The organism is Kitasatospora sp. NPDC040550, from assembly GCF_055594965.1.
In genome coordinates, this window is sequence record NZ_JBVIWC010000039.1 from 1 (window position 1) to 23,480 (window position 23,480).

Annotated in this window: 18 protein-coding genes and 1 riboswitch; of the genes, 9 read left to right on the forward strand and 9 right to left on the reverse strand. The window is 73.1% G+C overall.

Features of this window, described 5'->3' with window-relative positions; all coding sequences use genetic code 11:
- The first annotated feature begins 579 nt into the window (after positions 1–579).
- Positions 580–742: riboswitch (cyclic di-AMP (ydaO/yuaA leader) on the forward strand.
- Between the two features lie 7 nt (positions 743–749).
- Positions 750–2,042, forward strand: a complete 1,293-nt coding sequence (locus ACZ58X_RS36655; RefSeq protein WP_470337899.1) for a transglycosylase family protein — start codon at positions 750–752, stop codon at positions 2,040–2,042.
- A gap of 150 nt (positions 2,043–2,192) precedes the next feature.
- Positions 2,193–2,393, forward strand: coding sequence for a hypothetical protein (locus ACZ58X_RS36660; protein WP_470337900.1), 201 nt, complete (start codon positions 2,193–2,195; stop codon positions 2,391–2,393).
- Positions 2,394–2,571: 178 nt separating this feature from the next.
- Here ACZ58X_RS36660 and ACZ58X_RS36665 read toward each other — a convergent pair whose 3' ends face one another.
- The 5 genes from ACZ58X_RS36665 to ACZ58X_RS36685 form a co-directional block, all read right to left on the reverse strand.
- Positions 2,572–3,591, reverse strand: coding sequence for a LacI family DNA-binding transcriptional regulator (locus tag ACZ58X_RS36665; RefSeq protein ID WP_470337901.1), 1,020 nt, complete (start codon positions 3,589–3,591; stop codon positions 2,572–2,574).
- A 25-nt stretch (positions 3,592–3,616) separates the two neighbouring features.
- Positions 3,617–5,332 (reverse strand): glycoside hydrolase family 13 protein, encoded by a 1,716-nt coding sequence (locus ACZ58X_RS36670; RefSeq protein WP_470337902.1) that lies wholly within the window; start codon positions 5,330–5,332, stop codon positions 3,617–3,619.
- Positions 5,333–5,387: 55 nt separating this feature from the next.
- Positions 5,388–6,293 carry a sugar ABC transporter permease gene (locus ACZ58X_RS36675; RefSeq protein WP_470337903.1) on the reverse strand — a complete coding sequence of 302 codons (906 nt, stop codon included), beginning with the start codon at positions 6,291–6,293 and terminating at the stop codon, positions 5,388–5,390.
- A 54-nt stretch (positions 6,294–6,347) separates the two neighbouring features.
- The gene (locus ACZ58X_RS36680; protein ID WP_470337904.1) at positions 6,348–7,349 is read right to left on the reverse strand and encodes a carbohydrate ABC transporter permease; all 1,002 of its coding nucleotides are present in this window, start codon (positions 7,347–7,349) and stop codon (positions 6,348–6,350) included.
- Positions 7,350–7,459: 110 nt separating this feature from the next.
- Complete coding sequence (locus ACZ58X_RS36685; protein ID WP_470337905.1) at positions 7,460–8,740, reverse strand: extracellular solute-binding protein; 1,281 nt, start codon at positions 8,738–8,740, stop codon at positions 7,460–7,462.
- A gap of 309 nt (positions 8,741–9,049) precedes the next feature.
- Here ACZ58X_RS36685 and ACZ58X_RS36690 point away from each other — a divergent pair, with 309 nt between their 5' ends.
- A complete protein-coding gene (locus ACZ58X_RS36690; protein ID WP_470337906.1) occupies positions 9,050–9,589 on the forward strand; it encodes a GNAT family N-acetyltransferase in 540 nt (179 codons plus the stop codon).
- On the opposite strand, the gene ACZ58X_RS36695 is transcribed toward ACZ58X_RS36690, so the two are convergent.
- Complete coding sequence (locus ACZ58X_RS36695) at positions 9,586–10,662, reverse strand: aldose epimerase family protein (RefSeq protein ID WP_470337907.1); 1,077 nt, start codon at positions 10,660–10,662, stop codon at positions 9,586–9,588. The two genes, ACZ58X_RS36690 and ACZ58X_RS36695, sit on opposite strands and share 4 nt — an antisense overlap.
- Before the next feature lie 183 nt (positions 10,663–10,845).
- Positions 10,846–13,845: an ATP-binding protein gene (locus ACZ58X_RS36700; protein WP_470337908.1), complete on the reverse strand. Its 3,000-nt coding sequence runs from the start codon at positions 13,843–13,845 to the stop codon at positions 10,846–10,848.
- A 337-nt stretch (positions 13,846–14,182) separates the two neighbouring features.
- On the opposite strand from ACZ58X_RS36700, the gene ACZ58X_RS36705 reads away from it, so the two are divergent.
- The 3 genes from ACZ58X_RS36705 (at position 14,183) to ACZ58X_RS36715 (ending at position 17,573) form a co-directional block, all read left to right on the forward strand.
- Complete coding sequence (locus ACZ58X_RS36705) at positions 14,183–15,130, forward strand: terpene synthase family protein (RefSeq protein ID WP_470337909.1); 948 nt, start codon at positions 14,183–14,185, stop codon at positions 15,128–15,130.
- 317 nt (positions 15,131–15,447) lie between these two features.
- Entirely contained in the window at positions 15,448–16,971 is a 1,524-nt protein-coding gene (gene exaC, locus ACZ58X_RS36710) for an acetaldehyde dehydrogenase ExaC (protein ID WP_470337910.1), read from the forward strand.
- 278 nt (positions 16,972–17,249) lie between these two features.
- Positions 17,250–17,573, forward strand: coding sequence for a nuclear transport factor 2-like protein (locus ACZ58X_RS36715; RefSeq protein ID WP_470337911.1), 324 nt, complete (start codon positions 17,250–17,252; stop codon positions 17,571–17,573).
- Positions 17,574–17,589: 16 nt separating this feature from the next.
- Here ACZ58X_RS36715 and ACZ58X_RS36720 read toward each other — a convergent pair whose 3' ends face one another.
- Positions 17,590–18,810: a serine hydrolase gene (locus tag ACZ58X_RS36720; RefSeq protein ID WP_470337912.1), complete on the reverse strand. Its 1,221-nt coding sequence runs from the start codon at positions 18,808–18,810 to the stop codon at positions 17,590–17,592.
- An 86-nt stretch (positions 18,811–18,896) separates the two neighbouring features.
- Here ACZ58X_RS36720 and ACZ58X_RS36725 point away from each other — a divergent pair, with 86 nt between their 5' ends.
- The 3 genes from ACZ58X_RS36725 (at position 18,897) to ACZ58X_RS36735 (ending at position 22,378) form a co-directional block, all read left to right on the forward strand.
- The gene (locus tag ACZ58X_RS36725) at positions 18,897–19,445 is read left to right on the forward strand and encodes an NUDIX hydrolase (protein ID WP_470337913.1); all 549 of its coding nucleotides are present in this window, start codon (positions 18,897–18,899) and stop codon (positions 19,443–19,445) included.
- A gap of 52 nt (positions 19,446–19,497) precedes the next feature.
- Positions 19,498–20,394: a TetR/AcrR family transcriptional regulator gene (locus tag ACZ58X_RS36730; RefSeq protein ID WP_470337914.1), complete on the forward strand. Its 897-nt coding sequence runs from the start codon at positions 19,498–19,500 to the stop codon at positions 20,392–20,394.
- Positions 20,395–20,533: 139 nt separating this feature from the next.
- Entirely contained in the window at positions 20,534–22,378 is a 1,845-nt protein-coding gene (locus ACZ58X_RS36735; RefSeq protein ID WP_470337915.1) for a hypothetical protein, read from the forward strand.
- 42 nt (positions 22,379–22,420) lie between these two features.
- On the opposite strand, the gene ACZ58X_RS36740 is transcribed toward ACZ58X_RS36735, so the two are convergent.
- Positions 22,421–23,467, reverse strand: a complete 1,047-nt coding sequence (locus tag ACZ58X_RS36740) for a TetR/AcrR family transcriptional regulator C-terminal domain-containing protein (RefSeq protein WP_470337947.1) — start codon at positions 23,465–23,467, stop codon at positions 22,421–22,423.
- Positions 23,468–23,480: the final 13 nt, after the last annotated feature.

A 23,480-nucleotide genomic window follows, 5' to 3' on the forward strand; every position in this document is an offset into this window, starting at 1 on the left:
CCAACCCGAAGCCCTACGTCTGGACCAAGACAGCCGACGAGATCCTCGACCGCCTAGCCGGATATCTGAAGCGAATTCCTGACTCAGGACACTAGCACGACCCGCTGAACGCCCGTCGGCCACCGCCGGCGGACCCGCACCGCCGAAAGGGCCCGGAACGACCTCGTTCCGGGCCCTTTCGCCGTGTTCCGATTCACCCCGATGGTGAGTTGGGCGGACAATGCGACGCAATGTCCGTTTCCAGTTCATTTGTCGATGAATATCCGACGGGTGGCGGGCGCGTTCCCCGGCTCGTGATTCACGGCCGGGCCCTCGCACCACGGGCGCGCGCCCTTTGCGCTCCAACGCTCCGTCACCTCTTTCCTGAGGCGGAGCCAGTTATGAGAATCCGCTGCGATATTGCCGGAAACGATCATTTACGATCATGAATTACGGGCCATTCGGCGTTTCCCGCTAAACCGTGATGCGCATCACAGGTATTTGCAGTTCTCACTTAAGTCTGCTTAACGTGCTCCCCGTTCGTGACCACACGGACCCAGTTCATCCGCGACGCCGAGTCCTGCCGTCGGATGTCCTGGCAGCGCGAAAACGCATCACGGCAGGAGCGGGGGAACCACAGGTAAGTCGCCCCGGACCGTTTTCCGGAACGGTCCAGGGCTAGGGGTGAAGCCGCGCCCACAGCGCGGCCGGGCAACTCCAGCCCGAATCCGACAGCTCACCTCGCAGGCGTGGGAGAGGACCGCGTCTTCATGCTGCCTTCCAACGGCAACCGCCTGTCCAGCCGCACCCGTCGCGTGATCGCCGCCCTCGGCGTCGCCGGCGTCGGCCTCACCGTCCCCTGCCTCACCACCGGCACCGCGAACGCCGCCTCCGTCGCCACCTGGGACAAGGTCGCCCAGTGCGAGAGCAGCGGCAACTGGAGCATCAACACCGGCAACGGCTTCTACGGCGGCCTCCAGTTCACCTCCAGCACCTGGGCCGCCTTCGGCGGCACCGCCTACGCCCCGCAGGCCGACCAGGCCACCAAGGACCAGCAGATCGCCGTCGCCGAGAAGGTCCTCGCCTCGCAGGGCCCCGGCGCCTGGCCGGTCTGCTCCGTCCAGGCCGGTCTGACCAAGGGCGGCGCCGCGGCCGCCGTCGACACCTCGGCCGGCTCCACCGCGGCCAAGCCCGCCGCCAAGCCGACCACCCCGAGCAAGCCGGCCGCGAAGCCCGCCAAGCCCGCCGCCCCCGCGCAGGACCAGGCCCAGGGCTCCGACTCCGCGACCGCCTCCGCTCAGTCCGCCAACAGCACCTGGTCGCAGAAGCGCCCGGCGCAGGCCGGCGGCTACACCGTCGTCGACGGCGACTGGCTGTCCTCGATCGCCGACAAGCACAACGTCCAGGGCGGCTGGCAGCGGCTGTACGACCTCAACCGCAGCACCCTGACCGAGGGCCCGGACACCATCTACCCGGGCCAGCAGCTGACCTTCGGTGACGGCACCTCGGCCCAGGCCGACCAGTCCGCCACCAAGTCCGGCTCGGACTTCACCTGGTTCGACCGCTCGCAGAAGGCCGGCCAGGCCTCGAACGGCGGTGCCGTGAACGCCAAGCCGACCGCCCAGAGCAAGCCGTCCGCCACCAAGCCGGCGTCGAAGCCCGCCGCCCAGGCGCAGACCCCGGCCCCGGCCCCGGCCGCCACCGGCAGCATGGCCGCCGCGGTCTCCTTCGCCCAGTCGAAGATCGGCCAGGCGTACGTCTACGGCGGCACCGGCAACGGCGGCTGGGACTGCTCCGGCCTGACCCAGGCCGCGCTGCGCGCCGCGGGCATCAACATCCCGCGCGTCGCCGCCGACCAGGCCGCCGCCAGCACCCACGTCTCGCTGGACAGCCTGCAGCCGGGCGACCTGCTGTTCTGGTCCAACAACGGCCAGGACTCCGGCGTCTACCACGTCGCCATCTACATCGGCAACGGCCAGTACGTCGAGGCCGCCAACCCGAGCTCGGGCGTCCGCCTGCAGACCGTCGCCAACTGGGCCCCGGACTTCGCCGGCCGGGTCTGAGCGACCACGGACCCACGAGACAGGCCCCGGGCCCCGGGAGGAGCGAGTGCGCTCCTCCCGGGGCTCCGGCGTGCCCGCACGCCCGGATTCCGCATGGTCGAACCCCGGCCCACGGGGCATGCTGCTGTTCTGCACCCGAGGAGGAGTCACATGGCCCAGGTCACCATCACCCTCGACGCGAACCTCGCGATCGACGCGATGCTGCTCTCCGGCACCAAGAACCCGCAGGACGCCGTCGAACTGGTCGTGCGCGACTACCTGACCCGCGGCCGCCGCACCGAGACCAGGACCGGCGACGCGGTCGACGGCCACCGGGTCTCCACCGACCGCCCGGCCGCCCAGGAAGGCTGACCGACAGCCGGCCCGGGCGGGCCGAGCAACCCGGGCCGGGCCGGCCCCGAGCACCGCACGCCGACGGGCCCCGGAGAGCAACCGCCCTCCGGGGCCCGTCAGTTGGCCCGCTCTACCGGTCCACCCGGTCCGCCCGCTCTACCCGGTCCGCCGGGTCCACCCGGTCCGCCGCCGGTTCTCAGCGCGCGCAGGCCCCGGTGGACCCCCGCATCACCAGCTCCGGCTGGAACATGAACTCCCCGCGCTGGGCGGAGTTCCCGCCGACCTCCTCCAGCAGCGCGTCCACCGCCGCCGTCGCCATCGCCTCGACCGGCTGGCGGATGGTGGTCAACGGCGGCTCGGTGAAGGCGATCAGCGGCGAGTCGTCGAAGCCGACCACCGAGACGTCCTGCGGCACCGACAGCCCGCGCTGGCGTACCGCCCGGATCGCGCCGAGCGCCATCATGTCGCTGCCGCAGACGATCGCCGTGCAGCCCTTGTCGAGCAGCGCGCCGGCCGCCGCGTGCCCGCCCTCCACGCTGAACAGCGTGTGGTGGACCAGGTCCTCGGCCTCCTCCCGGCTGTGCCCGAGCACCTCGCGCATCGCCGCCGTGAAGCCCTCGATCTTGCGCAGCACCGGCACGTACCGCCGCTGCCCGACCGCCAGGCCGATCCGCTCGTGCCCGAGCTCGGCCAGGTGCTGGACGGCCATCCACATCGCGGAGCGGTCGTCCGGCGAGATGAACGGCGCGTCGATCTTCTCGCTGTAGCCGTTGATCAGCACGAACGGCACCCCGCGCCCGGCCAGCCGGGCGTAGCGGTCGTGGTCGGCCGTGGAGTCGGCGTGCAGCCCGGAGACGAAGACGATGCCCGCCACGCCCCGGTCGACCAGCATCTCGACCAGTTCGTCCTCGGTGGACCCGCCGGGCGTCTGGGTGCACAGCACCGGGGTGAACCCGTGCCGGCTCAGCACCTGCTCGATCACCTGGGCCAGCGCGGGGAAGATCGGGTTGCTCAACTCCGGTGTGATCAGCCCGATCAGGCCGGCACTGCGCTGGCGCAGCCGGGTCGGCCGCTCGTAGCCGAGCACGTCGAGCGCCGCCAGGACGGTCTGCCTGGTGGCCGCGGAGACGTTCGCCTTGCCGTTGAGCACGCGGGAGACGGTGGCCTCGCTGACCCCCGCCTGCGCCGCGATGTCTGAGAGTCGCGCCGTAGTCACGGGCCCAGAGCCTATTGCACCCACGTCAGACCGCCCACCAGCCGGTGCTGTCCGGTGCGAGCACGGTCTCGCCGCCGTCCGCCCCGAGTTCGGTCGAGGAGAGCAGCAGCCGGCCGGGGGCGGGTATCCGCACCGGCTCACCGGTGGTGTTCACCGTGCAGACGAAGGAGCCGCGCCGGAAGGCGAGGGTGCCCTCGGGGGCGTCCAGCCACTCGACCCCGGTGCCGGCGCCGAGGTCGGGCCGCGCCCGGCGGACGGCCAGCGCGCTGCGGTAGAGCTCCAGGGTGGAGGACGGGTCGCCGGTCTGCGCCTCGACGCTCAGCCCGGCCCACTCGGCGGGCTGCGGCAGCCAGGACGGCCCGCCCGCGACCGGTCCGAAGCCGTACGGGGCCTCGGTGCCGGACCACGGGATCGGCACCCGGCAGCCGTCGCGGTAGCCGTCCTGGCCGGCCTGGCGGAAGAAGGACGGGTCCTGGCGGACCTCGTCGGGCAGGTCGGTGACGTCCGGCAGGCCGAGCTCCTCGCCCTGGTAGACGTACGCGGAGCCGGGCAGCGCGAGCATCAGCAGGGTGGCGGCGCGGGCCCGACGCAGGCCGAGCGCGCGGTCGCCGGGGGTGCGGATCTGGGTGCCGAGGCCGGGCTCGTTGGCGAACCGGGTGGCGTGCCGGGTGACGTCGTGGTTGGACAGCACCCAGGTGGTGGGGGCGTCGACCGGGCGCATCGAGTCGAGCGAGAGGTCGATCACCTCGCGCAGCGCGGCGGCGTCCCAGTCGGTGCCCAGGTACTGGAAGTTGAAGGCCTGGTGCAGCTCGTCGGGGCGGACGTAGTTGGCGGTGCGCTGGACGGTCGGGGTCCAGGCCTCGGCGACGCCGATCCGCTGCCCCGGGTACTCGTCGAGGATCCGGCGCCAGCTGCGGTAGATCTCGTGCACGCCGTCCTGGTCGAAGAACGGCATGACGTCGTTGCCGAGCAGCTTGAGCTGGTCGGAGCCGCCGAGGTCGGGCAGTCCGGGGGCTTTGACCAGGCCGTGGGCGACGTCGATCCGGAAGCCGTCCACGCCCATGTCCAGCCAGAACCGCAGGATCGAGCGGAACTCGTCGGCGACGGCCGGGTTCTCCCAGTTGAAGTCGGGCTGCTCCGGGGCGAACAGGTGCAGGTACCAGTCGCCGGGGGTGCCGTCCGGGTCCTCGGTGCGGGTCCAGGCCGGGCCGCCGAAGATGGACTCCCAGTCGTTGGGCGGGATTTCGCCGTTCTCGCCCTTGCCGGGGCGGAAGTGGTAGCGGTCGCGCAGCGGGGAGCCGGGGCCCTCGCGCAGGGCGCGCTGGAACCACTCGTGCTGGTCCGAGGAGTGGTTGGGGACGAGGTCCACGATGATCCGCAGGCCGAGCCGGTGGGCGTCCCGGATCAGCGCGTCGGCGTCCAGCAAGGTGCCGAACATCGGGTCCACGGCGCGGTAGTCGGCGACGTCGTAGCCGGCGTCGGCCTGCGGCGAGGCGTAGAAGGGGGAGAGCCAGACGGCGTCCACCCCGAGGTCCCGCAGGTACGGCAGCCGGCTGCGGATGCCGGGCAGGTCGCCCATGCCGTCCCCGTTGGAGTCGGCGAAGCTGCGCGGGTACACCTGGTAGATGACCGCGTCCCGCCACCAGTCTCTGGACGCGCCGCCGGTCACGGGAGCCGGGGTCGCCGCCTCGTGAGCGGTGTCGGCGGCGGGCCGGGAGGTGTCGGCCAGGTTCTGGGTCATGGACGGTGTCCCTTGGGGATCGGAGGAGCGCTGGGAAGCAAGGGGCCTGGGAGCGTTACGACTTGGACGCACCGGCGGTCAGGCCGGTGACCAGGTGGCGCTGCACCAGGTAGAAGAAGGCCGCGGAGGGGATCGCGATCAGCACGGCGGTGGCGGCCATCAGGTTCCACTGGGCGTCGTGCTCGCTGACGAAGCTCTGCAGGCCGACGGCCAGCGTGTACTTGTCCGAGCTGAGCATGAAGGTGGAGGCGAACGGCACCTCGGCCCAGTAGGTGAGGAAGGAGTAGAACGCGGCCACCGCCAGGCCCGGACGGGCGAGCGGCAGCACCAGCCGCCAGAAGGTGCCGAACGGGCTGAGCCCGTCGACCCGGCCGGCCTCGTCGATCTCCACCGGGATGGTGTCGAAGTAGCCCTTCATCAGCCAGGCGCAGTACGGCACGGTGGTGGTGGAGTAGACCAGGATCAGCCCGGCGTAGCTGTCCAGCAGGTCGAGCGCGGAGAGCATGGTGTACATCGGCACGATCAGCACCGCGATCGGGAACATCTGGGTGACCAGCAGCGACCACATCAGCGGCTTGTGCCCGGGGAACCTCATCCGGGACACGGCGTACCCGGCGGTGGCGGCGAGCAGCACGCCGAACACGGTGGTCACGCCGGCGACCAGCAGGGAGTTGCCGAACCAGGTGAAGAAGTCGGTGTCGCCCAGCACCTGCTGGTAGTTCGACAGCGTGATCTTGCCGAAGATGTCGGCGGGGTGGAGGTAGTCGTTCTTGTCCGGCCCGAGCGAGACGAACAGGATCCACCCGATCGGGAACAGCGCGATCAGGCTGGCGAGGATCAGGACGCCGTGGGACAGCGCCTTGGACAGCGGGCTGCTCTCGCCGCGCGGCCGGAACTTCGCCGGCCGGGCGGCCGGGGCCGGGGCCGCCGCGGGGGCGGGGCGTTCGGTGGTGGTGCTCATCGGGTTACCTGCCTTCGTGGGTCAACTGGGTCCGGGGCCTGGGGGGGCGGGCCCCTAGCCGTTGGCCTGCTCGTTGCGGGCGAGCCAGCGCCGGTAGAAGGCGGTGAAGACGATCAGGATGGACAGCAGGATCACGCCGTACGCGGCGGAGCCGGCGTAGTCCCGGGGGATCTGGCCGAAGCCCAGGCGGTAGGCCCAGGTGACCAGCAGCTGGGCGTCCGGGGCTCCCTTGCCGAACAGCAGGAAGATGACGTTGAACTGGTTGAACGTCCAGATCACGCCGAGCAGCACGACGGTCGAGGAGACGGAGCGCAGCCCCGGCAGGGTGATGTGCCGGAACTGCTGCCAGCGGGTGGCGCCGTCCATCTCGGCGGCCTCGTACAGCTCGGCCGGGATCGACTGGAGGCCGCCGAGCAGCGAGATCATCATGAACGGCACGCCGGCCCAGGTGTTGACCAGGATCGCGGCCGACTTCTGCGCCCACGGGTCGGTGAGCCAGCCGGGCTCGGGCAGGTGCAGCGCGGAGAGCACGGTGTTGACGACGCCGCCGTCGGAGAGCATCAGCCGCCAGGAGAAGACGGTGACGAAGGTCGGCACGGCCCACGGGAGGATCAGCAGCATCCGGTAGGCGACGCGTCCGCGCAGCTTCTTGTTGAGCAGCACGGCCAGCCCGAGGCCGAGGGTGTAGTGCAGGCTGACGCAGATGGCCGTCCAGGCGATGGTCCACACGAAGTGGGACCAGAAGCGGTCGTACGAGCCTGGGCCCCAGAGGATGTCGGCGTAGTTGTGGAAGCCGATGTACTGGTAGCTGGCCGGGATCTCGTTGACGCCGATCTTGCGGGCGACGTTGAGGCTGTTGGCGTCCGTGAGGGTGAGCCAGACGCCTTCGACGAGCGGGTAGAACACCAGCGCGCCGAGCACCACGACCACCGGGGCGACCATCGCGTAGGCGTACCAGTGCTTGGCGTAGGAGCGCTTGAGGCGCTCCAGCGGACCCGGACGCTGATCGCGCTCCCGGCTGCCCTTGCCGGTGGCGCCCTGCACGGCGACTGACATCGTTTGCACCTTCTCGGGGGTTCTCGGGGAGGCCGACGGCTCGCGGGAACCGACGGCCCCGGGGAGCCGACGGCCCGGCCCGCCGGGGTCGGCGGGCCGGGCGGCGGGGACTACTTGGCGAAGCCCGGCAGGAGCTTGGCGTAGTCCGTGGCGACGGTGTTCAGCGCGTCCTGGGTACCGGTGCCCTGGACGGCCTTGCCGAGGTTGGTGCCGAGCGAGTCGAACAGCGAGCTGTACTCGGGCAGTTCGGGGCGCGGCTTGGCGCTGCCGAGGATGGCCTGGAAGCCGGCGATGCCCGGGTCGGCCTTGACGTCGGCGGTGTAGGCGTCGGCGCGGGTCGGCAGGGTGGAGTTCTTCTGCGCGATGAAGGCCTGGCTCTCGGCCGAGGTCATGAAGGCGGCGAACTTCTCGGCGGCGGCCTTGTGGGCCTTGTCGGCACCGGCGTAGACGGCGATGTTGTGGCCGCCGGTGGGGGCGCCGGCCTTGCCGCTGGAGCCGGCCGGGACGGGGGCGATGCCGAGGTTCTTCTTGTCGGCGAACGCGGAGCCCTTGTAGATGTTGGTGATCTCCCAGGGGCCCTGGATGATCGCCGCGACCTTGCCGCTGTTGAAGGCGTCCATCATGTGGGCGTAGGCGTCGGTGGTGACGTCGGCCTTGGCGGTGCCGGGCGAGGTGAACATCGACTTGTAGGTCTCGATGCCCTTGACGGCCTCGGGCGAGGTGATGGTGATCTTCTTGGCGGCGGCGTCGACGGCGTCGGTGCCCTCGCCGAACAGGAACGGCATCGCGTAGTAGCCGTCCGCGGCCTTCATCCAGAAGCCGTCGACGCCCGCCTTGTCCTTGACGGCGGCGGCGTCGGTCTTCAACTCGTCCCAGGTCTTGGGGGCGTCGGTGATGCCGGCCTTGGCGAAGAGGTCCTTGTTGTACAGCAGGCCGAGGGTGTCGGTGACCAGCGGGACGCCGTACAGCTTGCCGCCGTAGCTGGCCTGCTGGATCAGGCTGGGCTGGAAGGCGGAGGTGTCGGCGGCGGCGGGGGTGCCGTCCAGCGGCTCCAGGAAGCCGGCCTTGGCGAAGGCGGCGGTCCAGCCGACCTCGGAGCGGAACACGTCGGGCGCGCCCTTGGCCCCCATGGCGGTCTGCAGCTTGTTCTGCGCCTGGTCGAACGGCACGTTGACGAAGTTGACCTTGATGTTCGGGTTGGCCGCGGTGAACTTCTTGGCCAGTTCCTCGTAGTTCGGAGCCTCGTTGGTGGCGTTCGACGTGTCCCAGTACGTGAGGGTGACCGGGCCGTCGGCCTTGCCGTCGGAGCCGGAGCCGCCACTGCTGCCACAGGCAGCCATCGAGACCGCGAGGGCCACAACGAGGGCAGAGGCCGCGATGCCACGCCGCATGAGAACTCCTAGGAGGGTGGGGGTGCCCGAGATGTTCGGAGACAGGCGCATAATGGCTGCCTCGTGCCGACCGCACCGTTGCTGCCGTCGGGCTCGGGAAGGAAGTTAACAGCGGTGCAAGATCGACGGAAAGGTCTTGCAGCAAGTTTCTGCAAGAAGCCGCGATCGTTACATCCGCGTGTCCTGGACGTGGCCGCACGGTAGTGGACGGCGCGGCGCGATGTCCGTCTTCGTCCGCTTCGCCCCACCCCGGGGTGGCCGGAGCAGCCACCCTCCGTGGCCGGAAACCGCGTGCAGCAGACTGGACGCATGCGCATCAGAGCCGTCGTGAAGGACGAACTGCCCCTGCTGACCGAGCTGGAGCGGGCCGCCGGAGCCCCGTTCGCGGAGATCGGGATGCCGGAGATCGCCGCGGACGAGCCCCCGGCCCCGGAGGAGCTGGCCCGCTACCTGGAACACGGCACCGCCCTGGTCGCCGAGGCCCCCGACGGGACGATCGCCGGCTACCTGCTGGCCGAACCGGTGGACGGCGCGCTGCACGTCGAACAGGTCTCGGTCCACCCCGACCACGCCCGCCGGGGCATCGGCCGGGCCCTGATCGAGCACCTCGCCGAGGGCACCGACGCCCCCGCGCTCACCCTGACCACCTTCGCGGACGTCCCCTGGAACGCCCCGTACTACGCCCGCTGCGGCTTCCGCCCGCTCGGCGAGGCCGAACTCACCCCGGGCCTGCGCCGGATCCGCCGGCTGGAGGCCGAGCACGGCCTCGACCGCTGGCCCCGGCTCTGCATGCGCCGGGACCTGGACCGGGCCTCAGCAGGGCAGGACAGGCCGCAGGACAGGCCCTAGTTGACCCCGAGCCGCAGCACGGTGGTCGAGCGGAACTCCTCGCCCGGTCGCAGCACGGTGCTCGGGAACGCCGGGTGGTGCGGGGAGTCCGGGAAGTGCTGGGTCTCCAGCGCGATCCCGGCGAACGGCCCGTACGGCACCCCGCGCGCGCCGGTGACGGCGCCCTGGAACTTGTTCGCGGTGTAGACCTGGACGCCCGGCTCGGTGGTGAGCACCTCCAGGGTGCGGCCGCTGACCGGGTCCTCCAGCAGCGCCGCCCGCGCCGGGCTGCCGTCCGCCGGTCGGGCGCGCAGCACCCAGTTGTGGTCGTAGCCGCCGGGACCGGCCAGCTGCGGGTGCTCGTCGTGCACCGACTTGCCGATCGGGGTGGCCACGGTGAAGTCGAAGGGCGTCCCGGCCACCGGCTCGGTCCGCCCGTACGGGATCTGCCGCTCGTCGGCCGGGGTGTACTCGTCGGCGTCCAGGGTGAGCAGGTGGCCCAGGACGTCGCCGGCGCCCTCACCCGCGAGGTTGAAGTACGCGTGGTTGGTCAGGTTGACGACCGTCGGCCTGGTGGTGACGGCACGGTAGTCGATCACCAGCTCGCCGCCCTCGCCCGGGGTGTGCGCCAGGGTATACGTGACGGTGACGTCCAGCGCGCCCGGGAAGCCCTGGTCGCCGTCCGGGCTGTGCAGCCGCAGCCGCACCCCGCCGTCGACCGGCTCGGCCGCCCACATCCGCTGGGCGAAGCCGTCCGGCCCGCCGTGGATGGTGACCCCGCCGCCGGTCGGGGCCAGCGGGTGGTCCTCGCCGTCGATGGTCACCGCGGAGCCGTCGATCCGGTTGGCGTACCGGCCCACCACCGTGCCGTAGTGCCGGGCCGGGCCGAGGATCTGCGCCAGCTCGTCGGTGGAGAGCAGCAGTTGGGCCGGGCGGCCAGCCCGGTCCGGGGCGGTGAGGGTGTGCAGGGTGGCACCGAGGTTGAGCACGCTGGCCTCGTACGGGCCGGAGGTCAGCGTCCAGCGCTGGATCGCCGCGCCCGCGCCCGAGCGGTCGAGGGGTTCGCGGCGCGCACTGGTGGCCTCGCTCGCCATGGCCTGCTCCTCACTGGCGGCGGCGCTGCCGCCTCCGCCCGGTGTCCCGATCCGTCCGGGGGTGTCGCAGCGGCCCCCCGTGGTGCCCGTCAGCCTAGCGAGGGCCGCACCGGCGGGGGCGCTCCCACGCCACCGCGCGCCGCCCGGACGCCTACTGCTCCCCCGCCCACTACTCCCCGCCCGCTACTCCCCCGGCTCCTCGCCGGACTCCGCCCGCAGCCCGAGCGCCGAGGCCAGTCCGTCCGGTCCGGTGCCCGCCTTGCGGTAGACCGCCGCCAGCCGCCGGTTGACCAGGCTCAGGTGCACCCCCAGCCGCTCCGCGATCCGCTGCGGCGGCACGCCCTGGACCGCCAGGTCGGCGACGTCCCGCTCCGGACCGCTGAGCGCCTCCAGCGTCTCCCGGAAGTCGTGCACCCCCAGCCGGTTGGGCCGCAGGCCGTAGTTGGCCAGCTCCCGCCGGGCCCGGTCGACCAGTCGCTCCGCCGAGCAGTGCTGGGCCAGTTCGATGCCCTGGTACAGGTACTCCTGGGCGTCCTCCAGCCGGCCGACCCGGCGCTGCGCGGCGCCGAGCTCGACCAGCGCGACGGCGTGCTCGTACCCGGCCGGGGACTGCCCGAGGTGCTCCACGGCCTGCTCCAGCAGCTCCACCGCCTGCTGGCCGTCCGTGATCCGGGCCTGCAGGCGCAGCGCGCTGCCGACCGCCGAGGCGGTGCCGAACCTGCGGGCGTCGTCGACGGCCTTCTGGGCGTAGTAGCGGGCGCGCTCCGGCTCGTCGGCCGAGATCGCGATGGCCAGGTGCCCGGCCCAGGGCGCCCAGACGGTGTTGTGCCAGCCGCGGATCTCCAGCTGGGCCCCGGCCTCGGTGAGCGCTGCGGCCGCCCCGGCGTGCCGCTTCTTGGCGACCAGCAGCTTGCCGTACAGCGAGGCCGCGTCCGGCAGCACCATGGCCGTGGCGTGGTACGGCGGGTGGAAGCCGAACTCGTTGGCCAGCTCCCAGGCCTCCTCGACCCGGCCGCGGGCGATCAGGGTGTCCACCAGCACGCCGACGGCGTCCCAGGCCAGCGGCAGCTTGGCGCCGATCCGCTCGGAGATCCGGTAGGCCCGGCGCAGGAAGTCCTCGGCCTCGGCGAGCAGTCCGCGGCGGAACCGGGCCAGCCCCATCAGGAAGTACGCGAAGCCCCGGTGGGCACCGCTCCAACCGGCCAGCTCGAACTGGATGATGGCGTCCGCGGCCAGCCGCTCGGCCTGGGCGATGCGGTCGTTGTAGATGTACGTGAGGCAGAGCATCGAGGGCAGTTCGAAGCCCCAGGTGGTGTCCGTCCAGCCGAGGCCCTTGGGCAGCCGACCGCCGTCCAGGACCTCGTCGGCGAGCGCGAGCGCGTCGGCGGAGGGTTCGCCGCGCAGGGTGAGGTCCCAGGCCCGCATCACCAGCACGGCCCGGTCGGCGGCATCCCGGCCGGCCAGGTTGAGGTAGAGCTGCTCCAGCCGACGGGAGCGGTCGGGCCCGTTCTCCTCGGACTTGCGGAAGGCGTGCCACATGAACGAGGCCGCCTGGAGCCGCTGGCGCCGGACCGGGTCGAGGGTCTGCTCCGCCTCCTCCTGGCAGACCAGCGCGGCCTGGCCCAGCTCGCCGCTGTGGGCGAGCACCTCGGAGAGCCGGAAGGTGGCGTCCACCCGCAGTTCGGGGCGCAGCGGCCCCTCGTCGGGGTCGAGGGCGAGCCTGAGCTGGTTGACGGTGGCGCCGGGGTCGGTGAGCAGCGCGGAGCAGCCGAGCTCGTACAGCACCTCGGCCTTGATGTCGTCGGCGGGCGGCTCGTTGAGCGCCCGGTGCAGGCAGCGCTGGGCGGCTTCGGGGGCGCCGATCAGCTGGTGTTCGACGGCGGCGCGGCGCAGCTTCTTGACGATCCGGTCGTCGCCCTCGCCGGAGTGGGTCTCGACGAGGTGGCGGGAGGCGGCGAGCAGGCCGAGTCCGGCGTTCTCGATCTCGACGGCGGCGATGCCGTGCATGCCGAGGCGGGTGGCCTCCGGCATGGTGTTGTAGATGGAGCTGGCGATCAGCGGGTGGACGAACTCGAGGTTGCCGTTGGGGGCCTGGGTGAGCACGCGCTGCTTGCGCAGCTGCTTGATGGACTCGCGGGCGCCCTCGCTGCTCTGGGTGGAGATCCGGGTGACCAGGTCGATCCGGATGTCGGTGCCGAGCATGGCGCAGGCCCAGGCGAAGCGCAGGGTGGCGGGGCCGAGCCGGTCCAGCCAGCTCTTGAGGGTCATCCCGGTGGCGTCGACGGCGAGTTCGCGCAGTTGCCGGGAGTTCTCCTCGACGGGTTCGAGCTCCTGGTCGCGGACCTGGTCGAGCAGGGCGACGGCCTCGAAGGGGTTGCCGTTGACGACGTTCCAGAACTCGTAGCAGAAGGCGTCCTCGGCCCGGTCGCCGAGTTCGGCGCGGATCATGTCGGAGACGGAGTTCAGGGTGAGCCGGCTGAGTTCGTGCTTGCGGCTGGCGAGGCCCAGGACGCCGCGGCGCAGTTCCTGGGTCTCGCCGAACCAGTCGTTCTCGTCCTCGCGGAAGGCGAACACCAGCAGGACGGGCAGTTCGCCGGAGCGGACGGCGAACTTGGCGAGCCAGGAGAGGGATTCGGCGTCCGCCCAGTGCAGGTCGTCGACGATCATCACCATCGGCGCGCGGCGCGGTGCGAGCTGGGTGAGGACGTAGTCGAGGCCGTCGCGGACGCCCTGGGGGTCGAGGCGGCGGGCGCCGGCCTTGGGCTGCTTGAGGCCCATGGCCGGTCCGACGACCTCCTCCCAGGTGCCCATGACCTGGCTGAACTCGTCGGCCTCCAGCCGGGTCAGGACGGGCTGGAGGAGCTGGCGGAGCACGTGGTAGGGCTCCTTGAACTGCCGTTCGCCGCCGCGGGCGAAGAGCACGGTGGCGCCCTCGCGCAGGCTGGCGATCCGTCGGACCTCGTGCAGCAGGCTGGTCTTGCCGATGCCGGGGCGTCCGGAGAAGGCGAGGAGTTCGCCGATCTCGGTGCCGCCGGCGGCGAACTCGCGGCAGAGCCGGTCGACGGCCGCTTCCACGGAGCGCAGTTCGGTGTCGCGGTCGCGCAGCCTGACCCGGGGGGCGGGGCCGTCCTCGTCCCGTTCGGAACCGGTTCCCGTCCGAAGTTCGTTGCCCTGATCGGTCACCGCCGCGCCTCCGCCTCACCCGCTCGCGGCTCCGCCCCGCCACCGCGCGGGGAGCCGGTCCATCACTACTGTTCGTGGAGCCGAGGTTAGCGCCGTGTACGGCTCGCTGTGCGGCATTCGCGCAGGCTGGGGCGGACAGCGAGGGTTCGGACGGCTTGCCAAGGGCAATTGCCCTATATCCCTAACGTCCGATCATTACATCAGATACCCTACGGCCCGCGAGGCGCGGATGATCTTGCGAAACCACCCTCACCCGCCGCGCCCCGCCGCGTCAACTCCCCCCACACTCAGTGCTCGAACCACAAGCGCCCCCACCCACCGCTGCACCGGGAGTCCGATGTCTGACGACACCTCACTTCAGATCCCGTTCCCGCACCGCCGCAGTCCGCACGGCCCGTACGCCACCGTGGTGCACCGCGACTGGCTGGTCCGCCACCCGCTGCTCCCCGACGCCGACCACCCGGGCTACGCCCACTGGGAGGTGGTCGACCTCGCCGCGCTCGGCTACCCGGACGCCGGACCGGAGGAACTCGCCCTGGCGGCCGACCTGATGGGGTTCTACTTCCTCTTCGACGACCAGTTCGACGGCCCGCTCGGCCGCCGGCCGGCCGAGGTCGCCCCGATCTGCGAGCGGCTGATCGCCGTCCTGCACGGCGCCCGCCCCGACCAGCGCTCCCCGGTCGAGACCGCCTTCGCCGACCTGTGGAGCCGCAGCGTGCGCGGCATGCCCGCCCGCTGGCAGGCCCGCGCCGCCTACAACTGGGAGTACTACTTCGCCAGTCACCCGGCCGAGGCGGCCGGCCGGATCTCCGCCCGCCCGCCGGACCGGGACGGCTACCTCGAACTCAGACGGGGCACCGCGGCGATGGAGACCATCTTCGACATGGTCGAACGACTCGGTCAGTTCGAGGTCCCCGCCTCCGTGCTGCACCACCCGGTTCTGCGCCAACTCCGCCAGCTGGCGGCCGACATACCGTCGCTCAGCAACGACGTGCGCTCGTTCCCGCTGGAGGCCCCGCGCGGCGACGTGAACAACCTGGTCATGATCGTCCAGCGCGAGCGCCACTGCTCCGCCGAGGAGGCCTGCGCCGCGGTGATGGCGGAGGCCCAGCTGATGGTCGAGCGCTGCGCCGAGCTGCACGGTCGACTGCCGGACGTGTACCGGGAGTTGGGCCTGTCCCGGATCGAGAGCGCGATCGCCCAGCGGTACGCCGACGGGCTGATCACCTGGCTGGCCGGCTACCTCAGCTGGGAGGCCCGCACCGGCCGGTACCACGCGGTCTGACCCACCCCGGCCCGACGCCGTCCGGCTCCGCCGGGCCCGTCCGAGGCGCGCCCGGGACCGCGCGCCGTCGGACGCGCCCCGCGCGCCCGGTCCGGAACGTCCGGAACCCCCACCCTCCGTACGAGCCGGTCGTACGGACCGTAGCCGCGCCGCGCGCCCGGCGGCTATCGTGCTCGTCGGCGGGCGCCCCGGCGGGGCGCCGGCCCGACTGCGTGTCCGCACCTCCGCCGGGCCGCCCCCGACCGGGCGGCGGTCCGGCGTGCCGCCCCCGGCCCGCTCGGCGCCGGGGCGCCCGACGTCGCGAGGAGACACAGAGCATGACGGTCTACCAGCCCCCCGGCGCGCCCGGCAGCATCGTCGCCTACCGCTCCCGGTACGACCACTGGATCGGCGGCGGTTGGACGCCCCCGGCGCGCGGCGAGTACTTCGGCAACCCGACCCCGGTCACCGGCGAGGTCTTCACCGAGGTCGCCCGCGGCACCGCGGCGGACATCGAGGCCGCGCTGGACGCGGCCCACGCCGCCGCCCCGGCCTGGGGCCGCACCTCCCCCGCCGAGCGCGCCCAGGTGCTGCTGCGGATGGCCGACCGGATGGAGGCCAACCTGGAGCAGCTGGCGGTCGCGGAGGCCTGGGAGAACGGCAAGCCGGTGCGCGAGACGCTGGCCGCCGACCTCCCGCTCGCCGTCGACCACCTGCGCTACTTCGCCGGCGCGCTGCGGGCCCAGGAGGGCAGCCTCTCCCAGCTGGACGAGGACACCGTGGCGTACCACTTCCACGAGCCGCTCGGCGTGGTCGGCCAGATCATCCCGTGGAACTTCCCGATCCTGATGGCGGTCTGGAAGCTCGCCCCGGCGCTCGCGGCCGGCAACGCCGTGGTACTCAAGCCGGCCGAGCAGACCCCGGCCTCGGTGCTGCTGCTCGCCGAGCTGACCGCCGACCTGGTGCCGCCGGGCGTGCTCAACATCGTCACCGGCTTCGGCGAGGAGGCCGGCGCCCCGCTGGCCGCCAGCCCCCGGGTCCGCAAGCTCGCCTTCACCGGCGAGACCAGCACCGGCCGGCTGATCGCCCGCGCCGCCGCGGACAACCTGATCCCGGCGACCCTGGAGCTCGGCGGCAAGAGCCCCAACCTGTTCTTCGCGGACGTCGCCGCCGACGACGACGCGTTCTACGACAAGGCCGTCGAGGGCTTCGCGATGTTCGCCCTCAACCAGGGCGAGGTCTGCACCTGCCCCAGCCGCGCGCTGATCGAGACCCCGGTCTACGAACGGCTGCTCGACGACGGCCTGGCCCGGGTGCGCGCCATGCGCCAGGGCAACCCGCTGGACACCGAGACCCAGGTCGGCGCGCAGGCCAGTGCCGAGCAGGTGAAGAAGATCCTCTCGTACTTCGAGATCGGCCAGGCGGAGGGCGCCAAGGTCCTGGTCGGCGGCGAGCGCGCCGAGCTCGGCGGCTCGCTGGCCGGCGGGTACTACGTGACGCCGACGGTCTTCGAGGGCGTCAACAGCATGCGGGTCTTCCAGGAGGAGATCTTCGGCCCGGTGGTCTCGGTCACCCGCTTCGACGGCTTCGACCAGGCGGTCACGCTCGCCAACGACACCCAGTACGGGCTGGGCGCGGGCGTGTGGACCCGCAACATCAACACCGCCCACCGGGCCGGGCGCGCCATCCAGGCGGGCCGGGTCTGGACGAACTGCTACCACGCCTACCCGGCCCACGCGGCCTTCGGCGGCTACAAGAACTCCGGCATCGGGCGGGAGACCCACAAGGCGCTGCTGGAGCACTACCAGCAGACCAAGAACCTGCTGGTCAGCTACTCCCCCGACGCGGTCGGCTTCTTCTAGTCGAGAGTGGAGGGGGGGGGGGGGGGGGAAAAACCCCCCCCCCCCCCCCCCCCCCCCCCCCACACCCCCCCCCCCCCCCCCCCCCACCCCCCCCCCCCCCCCCCCCCCCCCCCCCCCCCACCGCCACTCCCCGCGGCGGGCTCACCGGGCAAATCGCCTGTTTCGGGATCTAAGCACATGAATCCGGTGATTTTGCCGACGCGCCGCCGACATGCCCGAACGGCCCGCGCGAACGCCCTAAACAAGGACTCCCGTCCCTTTTCCCTCGGGAGTCCTCGATGACGATCGCCCCCAGCAAGCTCTCCGACCCCGCCGTCCGCGCCTTCGTGACCGCGGTCAACGCCGGCGACCGCAATGCCTTCCTGGCCGCGCTCACCCCCGACGCGACCATGTCCGACGACGGCTCCGACCGCGACCTGACGCAGTGGATCGACCGGGAGATCTTCGGCCCGCACGGCCGGATGGACGTCCAGACCGAGGCCAACGGCGGCCGCGGCCTGGTCGCCAACTTCACCAACGACACCTGGGGCGAGATGCGCACCGCCTGGCGCTTCACCGTCGACGGCGGGAAGATCAGCCGCTTCGAGACCGGCCAGGCGTAGCCCCCGGCAGGCCGGCTCAGGACAGCCCCAGGCACCCGCGCACCGCGCGGATCAGGTTGCGCGAGCGCACGTCCCCGGTGACGCCCGGCTGCATCCCGTTGGTGACGTACCCGAAGCCGAGCCCGAGCTCCGGGTCGGCGAAGCCCAGCGAGCCGCCCCGGCCCGGGTGGCCGAAGCTCGCCGGGGAGGCCATCGGCGCGGTCGGGCCGTGCCGCCAGAAGCCCAGGCCGAAGGTCGAGTTGACGATCAGCACCCGGTCCGGGCCGTTCACCACCGGCCCGACCGCACGGGCCAGCACCTCCGGGCCGAACAGTGGCGGCAGCAGCGCGCCGGAGCCGTCCGGGCGGTCGGCCGCGCCGATCAGCGCCGCGTAGAACCGGGCCACCGAGCGGGCCGTACCGATGCCGTTGGCACCGGGGATCTCGGCGGCCTGCACCGCTGGGTCGTTCATGTTCACCCCGGGCAGCACCGAGGCGAAGGCGCGGGCGGTCAGCGAGGCCGGGTCCTGGTAGGCGTCCTGGACGGACTGCTTGGGCCGCAGCCGCAGCCCGCTCGGACCGGTCCGGGCCGCCTCCGGGGCGGGCAGGTCGACCAGCTTGCCGACCCGGGGCGCGGCAGCGGCCGGCAGTCCGATCCACAGGTCCAGCCCGAACGGCCTGGCGATCTCCTCGGCGAAGTACCGGCCGATGCTCCGGCCGCTGGCCCGCCGCACCACCTCGCCGACCAGCCAGCCGAAGGTGTACGGGTGGTAGCCGTGCGCCGTCCCGGGCTCCCAGGCGGGCTCCTGCGCGGCCACCGCGGCGACGGCCCGCTCCCAGGTCAGCACGTCCTCCAGGCGCAGCGGCGCGTCCAGCGCCGGCACCCCGGCCTGGTGCGACAGCAGCCAGCGCACCGGCACCGCGCCCTTGCCGGCCGCCTTGAACTCCGGCCAGTACGAGGACACCGGCGCGTCCAGGTCGAGCAGGCCGCGCTCGACCAGCAGCAGCGCGGTGGCCGCGCTCAGCCCCTTGGTGACCGAGCGCAGCACCTGGGCGGTGTCCGCCGTCCACGGCACCGCGGGCGCGGGCCGGCCGCCGACCTCGGGCCGGGCGTCGCCGCCCCACAGGTCGACCACCTTGCGGCCGCGCAGGTACAGCGCGAAGGCCGCGCCCAACTCGCCGTACTCGGCGAAGTTCCGCGCGAAGGCCTCCCGTACGGGCTCGAACCCCTCGGCCGTCTCGCCCCAGATCTCCACCATCGCGCGCCGTCCTCAGCTCGTTCGTCGACGTCAGAATTGCTCGATCCCGCGTTCGAAGCGGGCCCGGAAACCCTAACCTGTGGTTCATGACCAACCCTGCCGAAGAGCTGCTGGACATCGTCGACGAGAACGACCGGGTGATCGGGACGGCGCTGCGGGGGGAGGTGTACCGCCAGGGGCTGACCCACCGCTGCGTCTTCATCATGGTCCGCGACCCGGCCGGGCGGATCTTCGTCCACCGCCGCACCGACACCAAGCTGTTCTCCCCCGGCGCGTACGACATGTGGGTCGGCGGCGTGGTCGGCTCCGGCGAGAGCTACGCCGACGCGGCCGTCCGCGAGGCCGAGGAGGAGCTCGGCGTGCAGGGCATCGCCCCGCGCCCGATCTTCAAGTTCCTGTTCCGGGAGCCCGACGGCGGCAAGCTCTCCTGGTGGTGCGACATGTACGAGGCGGAGTGGGACGGCCCGGTCTCCCCGCAGGAGTCCGAGGTCGCCTGGCACGCCTGGCTCACCCCGGCCGAGCTCGCCGAACGCCTCGCCCGCGACACCTTCGTCGTCGACGGCCTGGAGGCCTACCGCCGCTACCTGGAGCTCAAGGCCGGACAGGCCACCGGCCGGGCCGGGTCGGGCCGGTAGGCGCGGGACAGGCCGCATGGGCCCGCGGACGGCCGCCGGATAGGCTGCGCGCATGGCCTCCCGTACACCGTCGCCGACGGCCGATCGCGCAGCACGGACCGCCGCCGCCCCCGACCGGGGGGCCGCGGGCGAGCGGCCGCGCCGGCGGCTGAGCGTCGACGAGCGGCGGGAGCAGCTGATCGCCGTGGCCCTGGAGCTGTTCAGCCGGCGCCCGCCGGAGGAGGTGTCGATCGACGACATCGCCGCCGCCGCGGGCGCCTCCCGGCCGCTGGTGTACCACTACTTCCCGGGCAAGCAGGCGCTGTACGAGGCCTCGCTGCGGCGCGCCGGGCGGGAGCTCTCGGCGCGTTTCGAGGAGCCGATGGAGGGGCCGCTGTCGGAGCGGCTGTTCCGGGTGATGGGCCGCTACCTGGACTTCGTGCAGAGCCACGGGCCCGGCTTCGCCGCGCTGCTGCGGGGCGGCTCGGTGGCGGCCAGCCCGGGCACCTCCGCGGTGATCGACGAGGTCCGCCGGGCGGCGCACGACCAGATCCTCGCCCACCTGGCCGTCCCGGCGCCGAGCCCCGGGCTGCGGCTGACCGTCCGGGCCTGGATCGCCAACGCCGAGATCACCTCGCTGGAGTGGCTGGCCGAGCGGTCCGTGCCGCTGGAGGAGCTGCAGCTGCACCTGGTCCAGGAGTTCGTCGCCTCGCTCACCCTCACCGCCGCCCGGGAGCCCGCGCTGGCCGCCGAGCTGGCCTCCTTCTTCGCCGACGAGCGGCCCGAGGGGCCGTCCGGGCGGCTGGTCCAGGACCTGGTCGGGCTGTTCGCCGTCCCCGGCATCCTCGACGCGCTCACCGCGCTGGCCGCTCCGACGGCCGGTTCGGCGGCCGGTTCGACGGCCGCGGGACCCGTGGACGAACCGTCCGCGCAGGCCACGGAAGGGTCCGCCGACGCCGCCCCGGCGTGATCATCGGGTGATCCTGCGGTTCGGTGCCGACGGTGGGCTCTGATAGGAATGGGCGGGGACCTGACGACCCGCCGCCCGGGCGGTTCCGGTCCCACTCGAACCACCGACCGCAGACGGAGCAGAGCGGGGGGCTCACCAGTTGACCCAGGACGTCCAGTTCAGTGCGGAGGCCAACCCCTTCGCGGCAGCCGAGCAGGTCTGCGCGACCCTCGGCACGCTCACCGACGCCCTCTTCGACGAGCACACCTCGCGCCACCCGGCCGCCGCGCTCAGCACCCCGAAGCCGGCTGAACACCCCGCCGCCGAGGCCCTGTTCGGCCTGCCGCTGGCACCCAACGGCCCGGTGCACGAGGCCCTCCACCGACTCGGCACGGTGCTCACCGCCGGAACGGCCCGGCCCGGCACCGGCGCACGGGTCGCCGACCGGGTGACGACCGCGCTGCACCACCGCTACGGGGGCGGCGCGGTGCGCGGCGCCATCGCCGACCGGGGCACCACCTCGGCCGCGCTGTTCCAGCTGCCGGTCACCGGCGAGTTCGCCGACGCCAAGCTGCGCCCGCCGTTCGCCCCGGCCCTGGCCGCGCTGGCGGCCGGTCAGCAGACCCGGCAGCCGGTCGAACTGGCCACCGGCGCGGGCGCCGAGGTCCGGCTGATCGTCCCGCCGGGCTTCCACCCGCTGACCTCCCCCGGCGGGCCCGCCGGGGTCTCCGCCCGTACCGTGCCCGCCCCTCCGGCGGACACCGCCGGGGACGCCGACGCCGACCGGGCCACCCTCGCGGCGGCCGCCGAGCTCACCGGCCACCTGGCCGAGGTCGCCGAGGAACTGTTCAGCGCCACCGGGCCGGAGCCGCGCCGCGACTTCGCGGTGATCACCGCGACCCTGACCGACCTGCTCCAGGACGCGGGCGTCCGCTACGCGGGCGTGTGCGCGCTGGAGGTGGACGGGCGCGCCTCCGAGGCCACCCTGGTCATCTCGCTCGCCCGGCACCCGCTGCCGATCACCGCGCTCGCCACCGAACTGGCCACCGTACGGCGGCACGCCGAGGTCTGGACGGTGCTGCTGCCCGCCGGGCCGGCCGCCGTCCTGGTCGAGGGCCGGACCGTGCCGGTGCCCGGGGCGCTGGCCGCCGACGGGCAACGCCGCTGGGTGGTCACCTCGGCCGTCCAGGCCTTCGTACCGCTGCCGGACGGCGGGACGGTGCTGTGCGCCCAGCTGTCCACCGCCCGGCCGGAGGACTGGGAGCTGTACACCGAGGCGTTCGCGGAGCTGTTGAAGAGCATCCAGTTCGGCTGGGACGGCGAGTCGCTCCGGCCGTCGGCCGCGCCCGCACCGGCGGCCGCCCCGCCGGTCCCGGTGCCCCCGCCCGCCGCGCCGCCCGTCCCTCCGGCCACCGCCCCCGCGGCGGCGGACCAGGAGGAGAAGCCGGTGCACCTGCGCGGCACCCCGGTGCGCATCCCGCCCGCCGACTTCAACCCCTTCGCCCCGGTCGCGGAGGAGCCCTCGGCCACCTCGGAGGCGGCGTCCGCTCCGGCCCCGCGCAAGGGCACCCCGGTGATGATCCCGCCGCCGGACTTCGACCCCTTCGGCATCTCCGGCACCACCCCCACCACGGACGGAGCCACCGCGCCGCCCGCCGGGGGCGCCCAGGCTCCGGACCCGTTCGGCACCACGGTCGCCGCCGAGCAGAAGCCCGACCCGTTCGGCACCACCGTCGCCGCCCAGGGCCCCGCCGTCCCGCCGCCGCCCTCGACCCCGCCGCTGATCCCGGCCCGGCCCGCTCCGACGGCGGCCCCTGCCGCCACCGCGACGGACGCGGCAGACCCGGCGTCCGCTCCGGCTCCGCGCAAGGGCACCCCGGTGATGATCCCGCCGCCGGACTTCGACCCCTTCGGCATCTCGGGCACCACCCCCAGCACGGGCGAACCGGAGGCGGAGGCCGAAGCCGCGGACGACGCCGCGCCGGAGCACCGGCCGTTCGGCTGACCGACGACGGCTGACGGTCGTCAGCCGTCAGCCGTTCCGCCGTCAGCCGTTACGCCGCGCCGCGATCAACGCCGCCAGCCCGTCCAGCATCCGCGCCAGCCCGAACTCGAACAGCGCGTCCAGGCCCATGTCGATCTCCGGCCCCCGGTTCAGCGCGTCGAACATCGGGAACCGCTCCGGGTCCGTCATCAGCCGGTCGTGGTCCCGGTCGTCCAGCCGGTCCATCCACTCGTCCGCGGACATCCCGCTGTCCTGCTCGGCCTGCGCCTCCCGCTCGAAGTGGACCGCCAGCCCGCAGGTGAAGGCCGCCAGGCTGACCGAGGCGTGGGCCATCTCCTCCATGCTCAGTCCCGTCCCCGCCAGTGCCGCCAGCGACCGCTCGGTGTGCAGCGCCGCGTCGGGCGCCAGCACCGGCCGGGTGAAGGACATGGTGGAGGCCAACCACGGGTGGCGTCGGTAGATCCGCCACTGCAACCGCGCGATCCCGTCCAGGCCCGTCCGCCAGTCCGGCGCCGGTGCTCCCGGGAGCGGCTGCTCGCCGAAGGCCTCGTCCAGCATCAGCCGCAGCAGCTCCTCCTTACCGGGCACATGGCGGTAGAGCGACATGGTCGCCACGCCCAGCTCGGTCGCGATCCGACGCATCGACAGCGCCGCCAGCCCCTCGGCGTCGGCCACCTGCACCGCCACCGCGACGATCCGCTCCCGGCCGAGCTCCCGCTCGCCGCCCTTCCCCCGCCGCCCGGCGGTCGGTGTCGAGGAGGCGGTCGGCCTCGAGGGCGCGGCCGGCGCCACGGCATGAGCGGCGGCCTGAGCTCCGGCAGAACCTGCGGCCGGAGCCGAAGGCCCGCCGGGAGCAGCCGTCGGAGCCGTCGGCCGAGCCGCCACCACCGTCCCCACCCCGGGGACGGCCCGCACCAACCCCTCCTCGCGCAGACGGTTCAGCACCTTGGTGGCGGTGGCCATCGCCACGCCCCACTCCTGCACGATCCGCCGCGTCGAGGGCACCCGGGCGCCCGGCTCCAACTCCCCCGCCGCGATCCGACGTCGGAGCTCGGCCGTGATCCGCTCCGAAGGCGATCCGCTCTCCACCACCACGCCACCA

Coding starts and splice junctions, on each gene's coding strand:
- ACZ58X_RS36655 (WP_470337899.1), top strand. CDS start 750: ATGCTGCCTTCCAACGGCAACCGCCTGTCCAGCCGCACCCGTCGCGTG.
- ACZ58X_RS36660 (WP_470337900.1), top strand. CDS start 2,193: ATGGCCCAGGTCACCATCACCCTCGACGCGAACCTCGCGATCGACGCG.
- ACZ58X_RS36670 (WP_470337902.1), bottom strand. CDS start 5,332: ATGACCCAGAACCTGGCCGACACCTCCCGGCCCGCCGCCGACACCGCT.
- ACZ58X_RS36675 (WP_470337903.1), bottom strand. CDS start 6,293: ATGAGCACCACCACCGAACGCCCCGCCCCCGCGGCGGCCCCGGCCCCG.
- ACZ58X_RS36680 (WP_470337904.1), bottom strand. CDS start 7,349: ATGTCAGTCGCCGTGCAGGGCGCCACCGGCAAGGGCAGCCGGGAGCGC.
- ACZ58X_RS36685 (WP_470337905.1), bottom strand. CDS start 8,740: ATGCGGCGTGGCATCGCGGCCTCTGCCCTCGTTGTGGCCCTCGCGGTC.
- ACZ58X_RS36690 (WP_470337906.1), top strand. CDS start 9,050: ATGCGCATCAGAGCCGTCGTGAAGGACGAACTGCCCCTGCTGACCGAG.
- ACZ58X_RS36695 (WP_470337907.1), bottom strand. CDS start 10,662: ATGGCGAGCGAGGCCACCAGTGCGCGCCGCGAACCCCTCGACCGCTCG.
- ACZ58X_RS36705 (WP_470337909.1), top strand. CDS start 14,183: ATGTCTGACGACACCTCACTTCAGATCCCGTTCCCGCACCGCCGCAGT.
- exaC (WP_470337910.1), top strand. CDS start 15,448: ATGACGGTCTACCAGCCCCCCGGCGCGCCCGGCAGCATCGTCGCCTAC.
- ACZ58X_RS36715 (WP_470337911.1), top strand. CDS start 17,250: ATGACGATCGCCCCCAGCAAGCTCTCCGACCCCGCCGTCCGCGCCTTC.
- ACZ58X_RS36720 (WP_470337912.1), bottom strand. CDS start 18,810: ATGGTGGAGATCTGGGGCGAGACGGCCGAGGGGTTCGAGCCCGTACGG.
- ACZ58X_RS36725 (WP_470337913.1), top strand. CDS start 18,897: ATGACCAACCCTGCCGAAGAGCTGCTGGACATCGTCGACGAGAACGAC.
- ACZ58X_RS36730 (WP_470337914.1), top strand. CDS start 19,498: ATGGCCTCCCGTACACCGTCGCCGACGGCCGATCGCGCAGCACGGACC.